14 protein-coding genes are annotated in these 15773 nt (G+C 49.8%); 10 read left to right on the forward strand and 4 right to left on the reverse strand.

Features of this window, described 5'->3' with window-relative positions; all coding sequences use genetic code 11:
- The first annotated feature begins 1 nt into the window (after nucleotide 1).
- From EZJ49_RS08810 to EZJ49_RS08840, 7 genes are all read left to right on the forward strand, one after another.
- Nucleotides 2-661: a hypothetical protein gene (locus EZJ49_RS08810; protein WP_262551678.1), complete on the forward strand. Its 660-nt coding sequence runs from the start codon at nucleotides 2-4 to the stop codon at nucleotides 659-661.
- A 15-nt stretch (nucleotides 662-676) separates the two neighbouring features.
- Nucleotides 677-1411: a phosphatase PAP2 family protein gene (locus tag EZJ49_RS08815; protein WP_262551679.1), complete on the forward strand. Its 735-nt coding sequence runs from the start codon at nucleotides 677-679 to the stop codon at nucleotides 1409-1411.
- Nucleotides 1412-1530: 119 nt separating this feature from the next.
- Nucleotides 1531-2601: a hypothetical protein gene (locus tag EZJ49_RS08820; protein WP_262551680.1), complete on the forward strand. Its 1071-nt coding sequence runs from the start codon at nucleotides 1531-1533 to the stop codon at nucleotides 2599-2601.
- A gap of 263 nt (nucleotides 2602-2864) precedes the next feature.
- Nucleotides 2865-3440, forward strand: coding sequence for a hypothetical protein (locus EZJ49_RS08825; RefSeq protein ID WP_262551681.1), 576 nt, complete (start codon nucleotides 2865-2867; stop codon nucleotides 3438-3440).
- A gap of 74 nt (nucleotides 3441-3514) precedes the next feature.
- Entirely contained in the window at nucleotides 3515-5755 is a 2241-nt protein-coding gene (locus EZJ49_RS08830) for a hypothetical protein (protein ID WP_262551682.1), read from the forward strand.
- Entirely contained in the window at nucleotides 5752-8847 is a 3096-nt protein-coding gene (locus EZJ49_RS08835) for a S8 family serine peptidase (RefSeq protein WP_262551683.1), read from the forward strand. Before EZJ49_RS08830 ends, EZJ49_RS08835 begins: the two co-directional genes overlap by 4 nt.
- Before the next feature lie 57 nt (nucleotides 8848-8904).
- Nucleotides 8905-9810 carry a hypothetical protein gene (locus EZJ49_RS08840; RefSeq protein WP_262551684.1) on the forward strand — a complete coding sequence of 302 codons (906 nt, stop codon included), beginning with the start codon at nucleotides 8905-8907 and terminating at the stop codon, nucleotides 9808-9810.
- 65 nt (nucleotides 9811-9875) lie between these two features.
- On the opposite strand, the gene EZJ49_RS08845 is transcribed toward EZJ49_RS08840, so the two are convergent.
- Nucleotides 9876-10601, reverse strand: coding sequence for a rhomboid family intramembrane serine protease (locus EZJ49_RS08845; RefSeq protein ID WP_262551685.1), 726 nt, complete (start codon nucleotides 10599-10601; stop codon nucleotides 9876-9878).
- A 55-nt stretch (nucleotides 10602-10656) separates the two neighbouring features.
- On the reverse strand, nucleotides 10657-11046 hold the full coding sequence (locus EZJ49_RS08850; protein ID WP_262551686.1) for a hypothetical protein: 390 nt from the start codon (nucleotides 11044-11046) through the stop codon (nucleotides 10657-10659).
- Between the two features lie 264 nt (nucleotides 11047-11310).
- Between EZJ49_RS08850 and EZJ49_RS08855 the strand changes: the two genes are divergently transcribed.
- Entirely contained in the window at nucleotides 11311-13314 is a 2004-nt protein-coding gene (locus EZJ49_RS08855) for a DUF3943 domain-containing protein (RefSeq protein WP_262551688.1), read from the forward strand.
- Here EZJ49_RS08855 and EZJ49_RS08860 read toward each other — a convergent pair.
- A complete protein-coding gene (locus EZJ49_RS08860; protein ID WP_262551690.1) occupies nucleotides 13311-13973 on the reverse strand; it encodes a hypothetical protein in 663 nt (220 codons plus the stop codon). The genes EZJ49_RS08855 and EZJ49_RS08860 overlap by 4 nt on opposite strands.
- Nucleotides 13974-14135: 162 nt before the next feature.
- On the opposite strand from EZJ49_RS08860, the gene EZJ49_RS08865 reads away from it, so the two are divergent.
- Nucleotides 14136-14660, forward strand: coding sequence for an HD-GYP domain-containing protein (locus EZJ49_RS08865; RefSeq protein ID WP_262551691.1), 525 nt, complete (start codon nucleotides 14136-14138; stop codon nucleotides 14658-14660).
- 29 nt (nucleotides 14661-14689) lie between these two features.
- Complete coding sequence (locus EZJ49_RS08870) at nucleotides 14690-14881, forward strand: hypothetical protein (RefSeq protein ID WP_262551692.1); 192 nt, start codon at nucleotides 14690-14692, stop codon at nucleotides 14879-14881.
- 42 nt (nucleotides 14882-14923) lie between these two features.
- On the opposite strand, the gene EZJ49_RS08875 is transcribed toward EZJ49_RS08870, so the two are convergent.
- Nucleotides 14924-15724 (reverse strand): DUF1338 domain-containing protein, encoded by an 801-nt coding sequence (locus EZJ49_RS08875; RefSeq protein WP_262551693.1) that lies wholly within the window; start codon nucleotides 15722-15724, stop codon nucleotides 14924-14926.
- Nucleotides 15725-15773: the final 49 nt, after the last annotated feature.

Genomic DNA, 15773 nt, shown 5'->3' on the forward strand with positions numbered 1-15773 from the left:
CATGAAAAAGTGGATTCTGCTTTGTATCTCGTCGTTATTTGTTGCAGTCACGGCTCCGGCCGCCGAACAATTTGAACCCGATCGCTGGAGCAAAGGTTTGCATCTGCTGGCCGGTGGAGGTGTGAATTCCTCTGTGTATTCTGCCAGTGAAGAGCGTATTGATGGCGGTCTGGGGCTGAATATCAAAACAGATTTGTTGTATGTTTTGGATTCCAACTGGGCGCTGGAGTGGAGTGCGAACGTCAAGTTCAACCAAGTGCGCAGTTATCTGCTGTGGGACACCTTGTTGACAATTGGTGTGCGCCGTCAGGTTCCCAGTATTTCCCCGTGGGATTTAGGAGCGCCGTATGCCAGATTCTTTATTGGACGAGCTCCGACAGTTTTATTCCTGAATGGTGGCCAAGTGGATCAGATTTCTGATCCCAATGTCAGTCGTCTGCATTTTGACGGTCCTGTCGCCGGGATTGGCTGGGGTGCCTTGAAGAAAAACAGCAAAGGCCAGATTTGGTTCACAGAGCTGTCCTTTTCGGTTCAGGCCTTGGAGCAGGAAGAAAGCGTGCGCATGGATGGGGATGTGCCGGTGGTGGTGTCGTCGATGAAGATGGATGATAATTCCAACATCTACAGCTTCACCTGGACAATCGGAATCTTGGCATTTTAGAGGGGACATTGGATCATGACAAAGTTTTTTTCTGTGGGTTTGTTTTTGTTGGTGGGGATGCTGGCGTCTTTCGGGAATGCGGAAGAGGTGGCGCCTGTTGAGGAAGACAATGTCTTTGCTGGTTTTTGGGAACAAGAGCTTAAGCCGACGCTGGTGAATTCTTTTGATCAGGGTGGGCGCATGGTTTTGTTGACTGGGGCTGCGGCCACGGTGGCTGCCAAACAATATGATCAGACTGTTTTTAATCACAACCAGATTGAATCAGATCGCTGGCTGGAACATCGCACAGCGGATTTCGGTGGTTGGCTGGGCAGTGGCGCCCCTGGGATCGCCATCGCAGTGACTCAGTTGTTCTTTGATACCTCCAATGGTGTTCGTCATGGAAAGGCCATTGCGTTGACAGCGGCCAGTCATATCACGATGGCAACGCTGGTGCAGCGCGAGCGTCCCAGCAAGCGCAACAAACTTTCCTTCCCTTCGGGGCATGCTTCATCTGCGTTTGCGACGGCCAGTTCCTTGGCTTATGCCTATGGCTATAAAGCGGGGATTCCGGCTTATATGGCGGCCAGCTTCGTGGCTTTGTCCCGTGTGAATGAAAACATCCACTGGCTGTCTGACGTTGTCGCCGGGGCCGCTCTGGGCATTTACTGGGGCCGAGCCAGCGCTCTTTATCCACAGAAGGACAGCTACACCATTATGCCCGTGGTGTCTGGTGATGCGACTTTACTGACCTTTAACATGGAGTTCTAAGGCCTACCATTTAAGGTCACCTGTTCAGGCCTTTGACAGCTGAGCAGGATTTAAACAGTCCTACGCCTTGGATTGTGAATTGCTCTAGCCTTCGACGTCATAAAAGAAAGGACGTCGAAATGAGATTTATCAAAGCAGCTCTCCTGTTTTTGTGCACCTTTGCCTCGGCATTGGTTTTCATGCCCGAAAAGGGTTATGCCTCTTCCACGGAAGCTGAAGATCTGGCGGCCTGTTCTCCTCGGGATGTGCGCGAGTATATGTCGCCTCAGTTGAAGAAGTATTTTATGACTCCTTCCGATCAGGGAAATATCGGGTGGTGTTACGGTTATGCCGCCAATGACATCCTCAGCCAGAAAATGGGCATTCCTCTTTCTGCTATCTATACCTCCTCTAATTATACAAGTCGCATTACTGGTGCGGGTCGCTTCTTCCGCAGCATTTTAAATGGTGATACTGCTGTCGCTGAAGGTGGTTTCATTGCCGGAGCTTTGAAAGACATTAAAAAGAACGGCTATGCCTGTAGCACTCAAGCTTTGCCACAGAATGGGAATTTTACCTTTGAACTGGTGCCAAGATATGTGTCCATGGCTGGAACTGGCGATTTGGTCAGATATATGGAAATGGTGCGCGAAAACAAGTGCAACGATGAAATGTGCCAAAAGCGCGTGGATTATTTGTTTGATTACTTCTTCGGTAAACTCAACATCATCGACGTGAAACGCTATGTGATCAATTCCCGGGATTCCCGTTTGGAAGACGTTCTGTTTAAGTTGATGGATTCGGGTTGTGGCGCTGGCAAAATAAAAGTGCCGGGTTCATTGAATGTTCGCACAGGCGGGGACACCAGTCGTCAGAGCAACAACTTCGACAAATATCCAGAGGAAACTATTGATCCTCAACAAACTCTGATTGCGAAACTAAACCGTCAACTGAATCTGAATAAGGTTGTGGGTTTTGAGTACAACGCCAAACACATCACCGGAGTCGGTGGTATCTTCGGCGGTTGGCATGCGTCTTCTGTTGTGGGTCGTAAAGTGATCAATAACAAGTGCCACTATCTGGTGCGCAACTCCTGGGGCACGTCATGCTCTTACAAGCCCGGTATTATCTGTGACAAAGAAACAGGTTCGTACTGGGTTGACAGCAAGACCTTCAAGCGCATGACCACGAAGCTTGTGTGGGTCGATTAATGATAAAAAACTGAGCGAAGCTATAAATGCTTCACAAAGACCGCAGCCCCCCTGCGGTCTTTGCAGCTCAGGTCCATTTGAACGGGTAATAGTTTCAAAACGGCAGCCGTTTTCTGGCGCGGTATTTGCTCAACCGGTGACGGGGATCTTTTAAAGGTCTCTTTGACACCACTAAAAAAGGATACGCCATGTCCCTCCGAATAGTCATAGTCTGCGCGTTATGCCTGATGGCGCTCTCGATCGCGAGTGCCGAGAGCGTTTCTTTGCCGTTGAACTCGGTGAAAAAACCGGCTCAGGATCTTATCAGTCAAACGGGTGCTGCTTTGGATGTCGGTCAGGCTGCGGCTTTGGCGAATCAGGGACAAGACCTGAGCATTCTGAATCCTGCTGAAAATAAGATGTGGCAAAACCGTGTCTATCCGGGTGTTGAGGACGTGCCAGGAAGTTATCCCGTGGCTGCCAGAGGTGTGCAGTTCCTTTCGGAAGAAGCGGCTTTGCCGTTTACTTACATGTCCCGCGTTCAGTCCAACGAAAATCCAAACCTGTTCTATCGTTTAAGTTTAAGCCGTCTGACTCATACGACGCTAATGCGTGCGGCTTTGCTGCGTAAACTGGGATACTATGTTCCGTCTCCAAAGTATTACCGCAATCTGCGTGTATTCTTTAAATCTGAAGAAGAAAAGCAATCCTTCCTGAAAAATGCCCAGGAATCCATGATCTCTGACTTTGACAGTCGTGGCTGGGTGACCGAAGACAACACACAAAACCATTCCGTGGTCTTTGCCGATGCGGTGCTGGAGCCAGCCGTGGCAGAGTACTTTGATAAGACGGGAAAGTAACCCAGGAATTCGTTCCGGGCTATCCTCAGCGTTTTGCGCACGGGGACCGTCAATCGCCGTTCCAGGATGGTGATTTGGAACGTTACATGGGCATTCGCGCGAAATCCGCGGCGATCAGCACAGTTCTAAATCATATCAACGAAAAACTGGATCTTCTATCGGTGGGTGATTTGTATCAAAGCCGTCGTGATGAGATGACTCAACGAGTGATCGAACACATCCGTCAGCGCCCTTACGAGCCTTTGTATCAAAAAGTCGAAGCGTGGGGCGGTCCTGTCGGAGGTTTCAACTTCGGCGCCACTCGCCACGTGACCACAGGCACTTACTTCGGAAGTTCCGCACCGATTCAGTTGGTGGATAACGTCAGTGTGGCCGGTCGTCTGGGTTACTTTATGACTCTGGACGGGGTGCCTAAAGTCACACCAATGGCGGGTGCCAATATCATGGTGATGCGGGACTATACGCACGTTCGTCCTTTGACTTCCATTCAGGAAGGCACCAAGGTTTCCTGGAAGGACATGCTGATCCCACGTTTCATGACGAAGCTTTCCAGTGTTCTGGATGAAAAGGACCCGATTAAAGGCTCCACTCCGGATGCGCCGACTCGTCAGCCTTTGGATGCTTTCCTGGCGGACTTGCGTGAAGGGGAAGTCTTCACTATCACGGATTCCATCGCGTTGTCGGCTTATGCCCAGACTTCGTCATCTTTGGATGTGCTGATGGGTATTTCTCCTCTGAATTTCCTGAATACAGTTGCAGTGGGTGTGGACGCCAACCGTGCGATCCTGCGCCAGACCAGCTTCATGCGCACCAAAGAAGGTGTTCAGGTTTATGTGCGTTCTCAGACCAGCAAGGCTTTGGGAATGACTTTGGACGTGAATTACTTCATCAATATTCTGCGCGTTCGTTCCAACACCACTTGGGCGGATTTGAACACCGACGCCTTCGTGATTGATTACAATCCGGAGTATGCGGAATACATTGATTCTGAAAACTCTGAAGCGAAGTTCGTGAAAGACTTCAAAAGAACCCGTGACAACCTGAAGCCGGCTTTGCGCGCTCTGTTTAAGAGCAACGATCCGGAACTGTTGTACGCAAAATTCCAGCACAGAAAATTTGAGATCGATCACAACCTGAAAACCCGTGAGGTCCGTTCCAAGTTCTTCGCCATGCGTGTGAATTCCTTCAACGAGGACCACTTGTTGAAAATCCGCTACCCACGCAGTGAAGAAGCTCCGGAACTCAACCCGAAAGATGAAGAAGTGACGTTGTTCTCTAACAAGCGTGGGGAATTAAAAGGTCGTGATCTTCTGGGCTTCGCCTTTGACTGGGTGGAAGGTTTGCTTAATAAATGGGCGCCAAAAGGTCGTGTGGATCTGGCTCGCAGTGATGACCCGAATCCGGCGAACACACCATTTGGCAAGGCCTACTGGAGAACTGTCAACACCGAGGCGGACCTCACCACAACAGGCAAGCAGTATCCATCCGTGGGCGTGGTTCAACACGTCTGGGGTGGCTGGCACTTGAACCGCAAGAAGTTCATGAAGCTGATTGATGAAGTTCAGGGCGAGTTGAAATACTCTCCAGTGGCGTCCTATCGTTTGATCGAGCCGGAGGCTTTCGCCAATGTGACGGCGGTGGATTTCTACCGTATCACGGCGAATCTTTCCATCCTGCCCGTGGGGCTGGATAAGATCCGTGATCTGGTGCTGGCGCCTGATCAGGACGGTAAGAGCGTTCCGAAGGCCAAATTCATCGGTCGTCTGTTCCAGAAGATCAGTGAAAAACTGGGTCGTGAGGCACGTCCGCATGACAAAGAGATCTATAAAGACATGCTGACGGTTCTGGGTAACGGCGACTTCAAAGCCGGTGAGCGCAAGTTCATCGACGAATGTCAGGAAGAACAAGACCGTCATAAAAAAGAAAAAACCATGAACTACACAGGTTCCTGGGTGAACGGAACTTACTTTGATTGCATGCTTCCTTGGCTGGAACGTCTGATGAAGTTGTCAGCGAACTATCCCAAGGACAAAAAAGCCCAGACACAGTGGATGACCAACGTGATCTACATCCTGGAAGAGGAAATCCCACTGCCACAGTTGCTAAAGTTCCTGGGTAAGGACAATTACATCTACTTCGTGCGCATCAACGGATTCCGCATGGGCGATGAAGACGGGGATATTGAATACTTCTCCAACACTTTGGGTGATCCGAAACAGCATATTGAATATGCCAACGGTCTGATCCAGATGTTTGCGACGAAGACGCGCATTTCTCCGATCGAATTGGATAAAACTCTGGGGAGCTTCCGATGAGATACCTGCTTCTTATCCTGCTATCTTTCAGTGTGACTCAACAAGCTTTGGCGGCCGATCCGTTCTCAATCATGCAATGGGGCTTGAACAATCAGGGCGTGCCGCAAATGATCGACCTGGACCCGCTGCACACGTATAAAATTCCTGCACGTGCGCAGGAAGATGTGCGCCTGCCGATGCCAGTTAAAGCCAAGAAGAAAGTCATCGTGGCGGTTCTGGATACGGGGATTCAAAAGACTCACCCGGATCTGAAAAACGTTATTCATCGCAATGAATCCGAGTGCCGGGCTTTGGCGAAGTTTGAAGCCTGTGTGAAGGATTCAGACCGTGTGACCTGTGAAAAGAAATGGATGGATTTGAACAATCCGGAAGTGGATCAGGACAAGAACGGTTATCCTTTGGACTGTCAGGGGTGGAGCTTGCTGGGTGGCGTGAATGCCGCTGGCATCATGGGCCGTCCTGACTTTGGCGACGATCAGGGGCACGGAACTCACGTGGCGGGTATCGTGGCGGCCGAAGTGGACAACAATATCGGTGTGCGCGGTTTAAGCGAAAACGTTTCGATTCTGCCGGTGCAGGTGATTGGGGTTCAGCCCAGCGAACCGATGAAGCCTTTGTCGATTTATGATTCTCCGTTGGAAGAAGGCCGTACTCACATCAAGGAAAGCCTCGGTGATATGGTCGGTCGCGGCGTGATCTATGCGATGCGTTCTGGCGCACAGGTGATCAACTTCTCCATGGGTTGGCCACAGGCGGCAGATTCTGACTTTATGAGAAAAGTCATTCTGGAAGCACAGGCCCGCGGTGTGATCATCGTGGCCGCAGCCGGAAACGATTCCACTCGTGCGTTGTTGCGTCCTTGTGCTTATCAGAACGTGATCTGCGTGGGTGCTTCCGGCCCGGATGGTGCGTTTGCGCATTTCTCAAACTTTGGTTCCGGTGTGGATATCGTGGCGCCCGGAGTAAATATCCTGAGCACTTATCCTGAAAGCAAACGTCCGGTGCGTTTCCGTTCGACTTTGGGTTATGAATTCCTTTCTGGAACATCCCAGGCGTCGCCATATGTGGCTGCTGCTGTGGCAGAGCTATTGGCGCGTGGAGTTCCGGCTAAAGACGTTTACGCCAGACTGGTTTTGGGTGCACGCCCGGTTAAAGCCAACCTTTCTCTGGTTGAAGGCGGCTCTCATCAGAATGGACAAACCTTAAGCCCGGAAAGGGAAATTTATCGTAAATTTGCTGTTGCCGGAAATATGGACGTGGAACGTTCTTTAAAAGTGACAGCGCAGCCGTTGATCATTCCTGCTGACAAGGAAAAGACAGAAATCCTGTGGGACCGTAAAAGCAAGGACCTCAGCTACGAGGTGTCCTTCGTCAATAAATGGCAGGATGTTGAAATCGGCAAAGTCAAAATGAATGCTCAGTTCCTGAAGCCTCATGTGGATGCCGCTCGTCCGTGGATCACGGCAGTCAAAGAAGCGGCTCCTTACCCGGGTGTCTGGAAACAGGATGAAGTGCGCAAGTACGTGGTGATGATGACCATTAATGATCACAGCGACCCGTCCAAGTCCCGTATCCCAAGTGAACTGGATTTGACTGTGGACGTGAGTGTTTCCGGTCAGGAAGCCCGTCGCTATGTTTTGGAAAGTGAAATCATCGTTCCAATCAACTCGGACTCGGTGGGTGAGGACGTGAACACGTTCAAGCTTTCCGGCATGCCAAGAACTCGTACGTCCTTCCTGCCGATTGACGAAAATCTGGATAATCATCCGGAAGAGCGTCATTACTTCGTACAGGCGGGCGATGAGAAAAACTGGCAGTTGTGGGTGGCTGCAAACAATGGTTCAGATACCTATACTGTTGTTGGCGGCACGAAAATCCGCATGGAAGCTGAAGAAAAGCTGCGTGCGCAGATTCTGGTGCGTCTGGATTTGAATAACGACGGTCAAAGTGAATACGCCCTGGGTGTGTTTGAAGACCGTAGTGAGGCGACGGAGCCGGGGCCATCCCCAATGAGCTTCTTCTTCTTCGATAAGTCCATGAAGCTTCTGGATAGTTTCAAGTATTCCAGCGAAGTGGCGCAGATTCCATTTGCGATGTACTGGCAAAAAGTGGGTGGCACCAAACGTCCGGCCTGGGTGGGTGCGGGTAAAGATCCGGCCAAGAAGCGCAGCCTGAAAGATCGCTGGGAAAATCCGGATAACATCGAAAGATCTCAGACACGTTTCTACTATATCAATGAGAAAAACGAACTGAAGTCCCTGGAAGAGCACAACGGTTATAAAATCATCGACGTGATCGAGCCGCGCCGTGAACAAGTCGTGGCAGGCCGTGTTCCTGTTCTTTTGGCGAAAAATCAGGGAACAGAAGCAAAGCCTTCTTACCTGTATAATTTTGCGATTGCTGAAGTGATTGACGGGCGTGTTGAAAACTTCATGGAGCTGGATCTGTTCGCCAACCAGAATACTTACCGAAATATTTTGGATACGCGTGTCGATAAGGTTCACTCTTTGGACTATCAAAAAGATGAATTTGCAGGCAGCTTCTGGTTCAGCGAAGGCCTGGATCGTCAGCAGCGTCTGTCCGTGTTCGACAATAAAAATTGGGAACTGTTAGATCAGCAGTTGAAGGCAGAACGGTCCCAATTTGACTCCGCTTTGTGGGTTCGTGCGGTTTACTCAGGGCTTCAGCGCAAGGGTGCGTTCGTTCTGACAAACTCTGAAATTCAGTATCATGACCTGAATACGCAACGCGTGATCAGCCGCAGTTATGAGCGCTATACGTTCTTCCCTGACTTATTTATGTCTAATTCTTATTATCCGCTGACTTTAAGGGATGCGCGCGATGCGACAACGAAGATCCCTGCCTTATTTACGACGGAAGGTTCGGGCCTCAGTCGTGGTGTCAGAATGTTGGTACCGGTTTTTGCAAGGGATGGATCTGCGGTTGAACTGGTGTCACCAGCTCGCCTGAGATTGAAGTCGGGAACAGGCTGTCGTCCTTTGGAGACGCCGGTGTTCGATGGAGCCAAGGGAGCACACTCGTTTGACTACTACTGTGGTGATAAATTGCTACGGGTTAACTTGACATATTAAACAAAAGACGATTTTTAGGGATCGCAATTTAAAAACCTATATAAGGGGGAAACCATCATGAAGAATGTTTTGCGTGGAATTCTAGCGACAGTTGTTGTTACTGGCTTTGCTGCCTGCGGTGGCGGTGGCGGCGGTGGTGGCGGCGGTGGCGGCCAAGTGATCTACTACCCATACGAGACTGTTTACGGCGACGTATGTCAAACTCAGGAAGCTTCTCCTGGTTGTACATTCTTGAAGTCCAACGGTCAGCGTATCAAAGTGACGGATGATCCACACTACAATAAAGGTGGCTACGGTTCTGACGATCTTTGGTATGTTAAATTCGATTCTAACGGTCAAGCTGCTGTTTACGATGATTTGGGTCGTTTCCAGTACTATGCTGACGTAAGCGAATTCGCTGGTTACGTTGGTGGCACTACTATCGGTGTTGGTACAACTGGTTTCTACTGGGAAGATATCGCTAACGGGACTTACTGGTTGGGTAAAAACGGCGTATTGTACAATGCAAACTCCGGTGAATCCAACTACGGTCAGGCGATCAACGATAAAACAGCTTCTTCTGCTTCAGACACAAACTTTGCTGCTTTGAATTCTGATGCAAACAAAGAGCTTGTTAAAATGGCTTCTGATCGTTTGATGAAAGAATACGGATTCCAAAAAGACAAAGCAGTGGCTGTGGCTTCTGCATTGAATTCTTGGGCGGTAGCGGCTGCTGAACGCGGCACTACATCTGAAAAAGACATGGACAAGACTTTCAAAGCTGTCTTCGGTGTTCAGTTCTCTGACGCTTTGGCTGCTGCTAAAGATCTTTCCCTGGGCGACAAAGGTGGCATGCAAGATCTAACTAACAGATCTGCTGCAGCTTTGGGTTTGAAACCTCACCAGGCTCAGAAGTTCATGAAGGGCATGTACAAAAAAGCTCTTGCTAACTGGGGTTACGACGAATCCAGCTTCAACTGGTAATTGTCGGGCTTATCTAGCTTAGATACTTAAAGAGGCTCCCTGATCGGGGAGCCTCTTTTTTTTGCCTAAAACGATGGGGGAACCGTTTCCGGGGGATTGTCTTCGGAGGGGGAATCCTCAACAACCTGCTCAATAATAAGAGCCTTCAGGAAAGTCTTCCGGTTAACGGCATAATAAATTCCACCGCTGACCAGGCCCAGGATAAATCCGTAAAAGTGACACAGATAACTGATCGTCGGATCAAATGCAGAAGCGGGCATAAAGATTCCCAAGGCGACTCCGAGCGCCCGCAAAATTCGTTGAGTCACACTGCGCTGCTGATCCAACAGAAGATACAGCACCAGCCATGCGCCCCCCATCCAATACACCACGCCTGAAATACCAATCAGCCGCGTTTGAGGTTCATAACTTAATAACGTCAGCAGATTCGTAAGGCCACCGACCGCCAACGCAGCAGCAGGGAAAAGCCACAGGCTGAAATATCCCGTCAGCAGATAGCCCAGCACAAAAATCCCCAGCGAATTGGAAGCCAGATGTCCCAGATCCGCATGTGCAAACAAGGCCGTCCACAGACGCCAGAATTCGTGCTTTTGTAAAACACTTTCACCCGAGGCGGGCATCACGGCGGCAGCACCCCCCAGATCTTTCCAATAGATCACAGCGGTGACAATCAATGCAAAGACAGACCAAGCTGCGATAAGGCTGGCGCGAAAGCGGGGGCGGTGGCTTAGCCAGGTACGACGAACCACCGAAAACCCGGTGGTTTCCGTCAAAGGGGGCGTGGGTTGCATAGAGGACCTCCGCCAACAAAGATGAGTCCGTTGGCGGCTCTGTCAAGATAGGGGCTTATTTGGAAAGAAAGGCCTGCGGAGCTGTGACCAAAGCATCAGGTTGACCGTTCTTATCCCGGAATGTTTCAAAAGACACCTTCAGAATCTGGGTTTTCCCTTCACTGTTTTTACTGGTGATGGAAAGAGTACAGTCGTCGGTGCCGTCATAGCTGTTGCCCGTGCAGTAGGTGGAACTTAACGAGACAGAACCATCAGCAGCAATCAGCGCTTCCGCCAGAACCACAGAAAGCTTCTTTTCACTGTGGCTGGTGCCTTCGTGAACCTTTATTAAAGTGGAGCCGGCCTGAGCAAGCAAAACCTCTGTCGCTTTTTTTGAGGTTTCAAATTGTGAAGCCATTGCGGCCGAGCCACACAAGGTTATTAAAACGGCGAGAACTGCTTTCATGGTCACTCCTTACGTTCCACGTAATTACACTTGTTCGTTTGATAAAGCCTGCAAAGTATGCCGGAAGGCGGGCGTAAAAAATAGCGGGAATGATGTGTCTAGTTTTTTGACAGAGGCGGAAAAAGGGCGGGCACTATTTGCTAAATTTCGTTTTTGTCATTGGGGTTTTGTCGCCAGTTTGCCTATAACGCCGGAGAGGCTCTGACATCTGGCCACAGCTTTGCATTCTGTTAGGTTTTTATTCTGCTTGTGAAAGGAACGGCCATGAAATTTTATTTTATTACCGCTCTGACATGTTTTCTTTTGACGATGTCACTGACGGCTGAGGCATTCACGGGCAGCCGAAAAATTCTGGTTTCAGTGGGTGATCTGAAAGAAAATTCTTACAGCCTGTGGAAGAAAGAAACCTGCGCTCTGGTTCACGCGATTGGCAATCAAGTCAGTGACAGTGGCGTGGATGTGACTTGTCGAACTTTTGACACTGCCAACTTTGTTGATCCTTATCTGAAGGTGGCGCAGGGGCAGTTTGCCTATCACCTGCGCATCACGCGCACTTTTCATGATGAAGTGAAGGTGGATGTCACCAACTGGAATCGCCGTCATCAGACGGATTTCACAAACCTTGGCTGGAACTTCCGGGAGGATCGTCTGGACAAGTCCAAACGTCAGGAGGCTATGGCCAAGGCACTGGCGAATTTCTTCTTCTATGCTTCCAATGAAGAGGCTTTTAAAGCAGGTCTGCTGGTCAACGGTGTGCATGAATCCAATCGTGTGGAATACGACCAGAAAAAAGGTGTCTTTCTGGATAAGCAAATGCGTCAGGAACTGACAATCAATCAGGCCTATTCCCTGTATGAAGGGGAAAGCGAGCGTAAGAAAAACTATTTGCGCACGGGTGTGGAGCTGGGTGTTTTGCTGTCCGCGGGCATGGCTGTTTATTATAAGAATCTGGTTTATAACAAGCAGGACTTTGACTATGGTTTCCGCGACGGTCTAAGAAAGAAATTTAACGGCGAAGCGATCCTGTATGATGACAACGATAAGTTCGCCAACTATGGCCACGTTTATGCCGGTGTTCTTTATTATCAAGTGGCGCGAGCCAATGGATTTAACTCTTTGGAATCCTTCCTGGTGGGGTTTGCGTCCTCTGCCGCGTGGGAATTTATGGAATACCACGAGGTCTTTTCCTTAAACGATCAGATTCTGACCCCGGTCGGCGGATATGTGATCGGTGAAGCTTCCTATCAGATTTCCTGCGCGCTTCTGCAAAAAGGTGGCAAGGTGGCCAAGGCCTTGGGTTATACCATCAATCCGGGACTGGCCATGAATCATGCGATTGATAAGCGCATGACTGGTGATAAATACGCGTCCCAACCGGATTGCAAAAAACCACGCTGGTCAGAAATTTCCATGTATATCGGTCTGGAGCACGGTCAAAAAGCCTATGAAGGCAGCAAAGACACCACGTATGTTCTGGGTCTTGAAGCGGACGTTGTGAATATCGAGGACTATCAAAAACCCGGCAGCAGTTCCAAGCTGGTCTATGATACGGCTTTGGCCAAAGCCATCGTGGAAAAAAGTGGCGGGGATGGAACAGGCGATCTTAAGGTCATCGCACAAGTGGTGATGGCGGCTTATCATGAAAAGAAACTGGATCTGGATCCGCAGGGACAGTTGCGCGGCTATGATTTAATTCTGGGCGTGGGCTCTGCCAGCACATGGAGAGATCGCGGTGGTGAACGAAAATCCAACACCGAGGACTTCTACGGGACCATTAACGTGTTAGGGGCCACGGCGCGCGCGAATGTTTACTACAAAGGTTATAATATACAGGCTGAATTTGGCTTCTACGGCGATTTTGCGATGGTAAAGGCGTGGGCTTTAAATGATTTCAAAGAATCCAATGGCGGGCAACTGAACGATCAATACGGCGTGGTTCGCAAGCGTGGCTATTACTGGGGACTGGGAACCAGCACTCTGGCAGCGCTGTCCGTTGAAAAGGGCAGTGTCAGGGTTGGTTACGAGGCCCAGGTGTCGTCAGCACATGATGTGAAAAACCGTCATCGCAATGAAGCGGACGCCACCAACCCTGCGGATTTCAGGGACTCTTTGGTCGCGCACAAAATTTATATTCGTTTTAGAATCACAAAGAATTTGAGCTTCCAGTTGGCGCACGAAATTCTGCAAAGAGAAGGTTCGGCCAATGGAATCAAGACCCGTCGGGGAACCGACCAGCGCACCACCGGCACACTGGTCTATCTGTTTTAGAAGTAACCGATCAAACCGGCTTGCAAGGACAGGCCGGAAACCGTGACGTCGGAACCGAAACCGCCGGATTTTTTCTGATAGATATAGCCGCCGTCCAAACGGAAGCCAACGTTGCTGCCAGTCGGGAACCACTTCACGAACGGTCCGGCGAAGGCCGTCATTAAATCACTTTTTGCTCCGGAACCATTGTCATGCTGACCAAAAGAACCCAGGCCACCCACACCATAGATGAAGATTTCACCCGGGGTGTTTGAGATCATGTTGTAGTCCGCCCAGCCGCCGACAGACAAAGTTGTGGCGGTCACGCTGCCCGTTGCATCCGAAGAATAAGAACCCAAAGGCCCGAACTCATAAGAGGCGAAGTTCCAGCCAAAACGACCGGACAGGGAAATGTCGGTTTCGTTGGAGGAACCGGCACTGTCGGCTTTGGTGTTGGTCAGACTGAGACTGACAGAGACCAGGTACTTGCGCATGGACTGGCTCATGGTCGTGTCGCCAAATTCATCAGGCGCAAGCTCATACACCTGCCCCGGAGCCAGGCTGCCGCCGGAAAAATCAATAATGGCCTGACTGCCTTTGACTTTACGAACTTTGATTTTTTGTGCGAAGGCCGAGGAAGAAAAGGTCAGCAGGGCACAAAGAATTAGGAACTTTCTCATGTTATCCTTTCCATGACGGGGTATCAGACTAAAGTCTTTCAATCCCCTGTGGGGCTGTCAACGAGAAGTTGTCTCAGAACGAGACTCGAACATTCCTAAAGTTTAAGTATTCCAGTGTTTCGGCCGAATTAGATTGGGTAACAGGGGAACAAAGGGAGTGCCATGTCTTCTTCCTGGGGAAACATTCCAACTTGGGCGTATGATGCTGCTCAAGCATTGATGCAATCGTTGAAGATTGTGGACCCATTGACTTATGCGCATTGCTGTCGCGTGGGCGAAATGTCCCGTAAGCTGGCCCGTGATGCCGGTCTGAATGAGTATCAACAAAAGCTCGCTGAATTTGCAGGTCTTTTCCATGATATTGGTAAGATCGGCGTGCCTCAGGAGATCATTGCCAAACCCGGCAAGCTGACAGATCAGGAATATGAACTGATGAAGTGCCACCCGGTGCTGAGTGAGGAAATCATCAAGCCTCTGGCGCAGCATGATTTCTTTGCGGAAATTCTTCCGGGGATTCGCGGTCATCACGAGCGTGTGGATGGCCGGGGCTATCCCGACAAAAAGAACGGTGATGAAATCCCATTGCTTGCGCGCATTATTCTGGTGGTGGACACCTGTGATGCCATGTCCGAGACCCGTGCTTATCGCAAGGGGCTGCCTATGGAAGTGGTGTATGAAGAGCTTTGATAATTTAAACGAATTCAAGGAAGGGATTAGTGAGCGAGAGGCTTACCAGAGCTTATCGCAAGGGTCTGCCGATGGAAGTGGTGTATGAGGAGCTTAAACGCTGCTCGGGGACACAGTTTGATCCGCAACTGGTGAAAATCTTCCTGCAATCCCACGGACACTGGAAAGATCAGCCACAGGATCAGGACACTCTGGAATACCTGATTAAAAAAATTGCTTAAACCAAAAAAGACAAAGCCCTCGGAAGAGGGCTTTGTTGTTTCTTATTGTTTGTTCGTGCTTTCAAAGATCTTGTCGGCGGATTTGGCGACAAAGCCCTGATACAACTGGCCGTTTGCCAGTGGATAGCGTCTGGCAAATTCGTAGTAGCAGCCCGGAATGTTGTGAGTGCTGCCGTCGTCAAATTTGACCGGGATTTCAGAGGCCATGGTTGAACTTTGTTCCAGGAAGTCTTCCGGCGTGCCTTTGATTTCACCGCCGGATTTATTCAGGGTGTAGCCCTTTTCCTGGACAAAATTATTCAGAACTTTGATGTCGCTGAATTTTTTCAGTTTGTTGATGTTCACAGTGAAGTGATTCGGACGGAAGCCGTAAGCAGCCACCCAGCTTGCATATTCGCTTTCCTTGGCTAAGGCTGCGTAAACATCCCAGCTCACTTTCCAGGGACGTCCCGCCATGGCAAAGGTTTCTGTTTCAATCAGGGAATCCGGAACCTGTTCCACCAGTTTGTTGACGGTTTCGCGAATGAACGGGGATACTTTTTCAAGCTCCAGCTCACTAATGAAGATTTTTGGATTGTCCATGTTGGGATGTTCGTAGTGTTTCGCGTAAAGTTTCTTTTCCACGAAAGTGTAGTCGCCTTTTTCAACATAACCCAGTTTTTTGAAATGTTTGGCCAGGGATTCGATCCCCAGGCGCGGGTGGTTAAAAGTGCGAAGAGCAATGTGGTCGTTCAGAACCGTTTCGCCTTCAGCAGTGAAAATGTCATAAATGCGTTTGGCAGCAGGGTTTAATTCACAATAATCAACCCACATTTTTTCCAATAGGGTATCCAGACTCATCATAATTTTCTCTCCTGTATCCGGGCAGATTACTCCGCTTGGCACAGCGGCG

It is taken from the genome of Bdellovibrio bacteriovorus (genome assembly GCF_025558485.1).
Taxonomy (GTDB): Bacteria; Bdellovibrionota; Bdellovibrionia; order Bdellovibrionales; family Bdellovibrionaceae; genus Bdellovibrio; species Bdellovibrio bacteriovorus_G.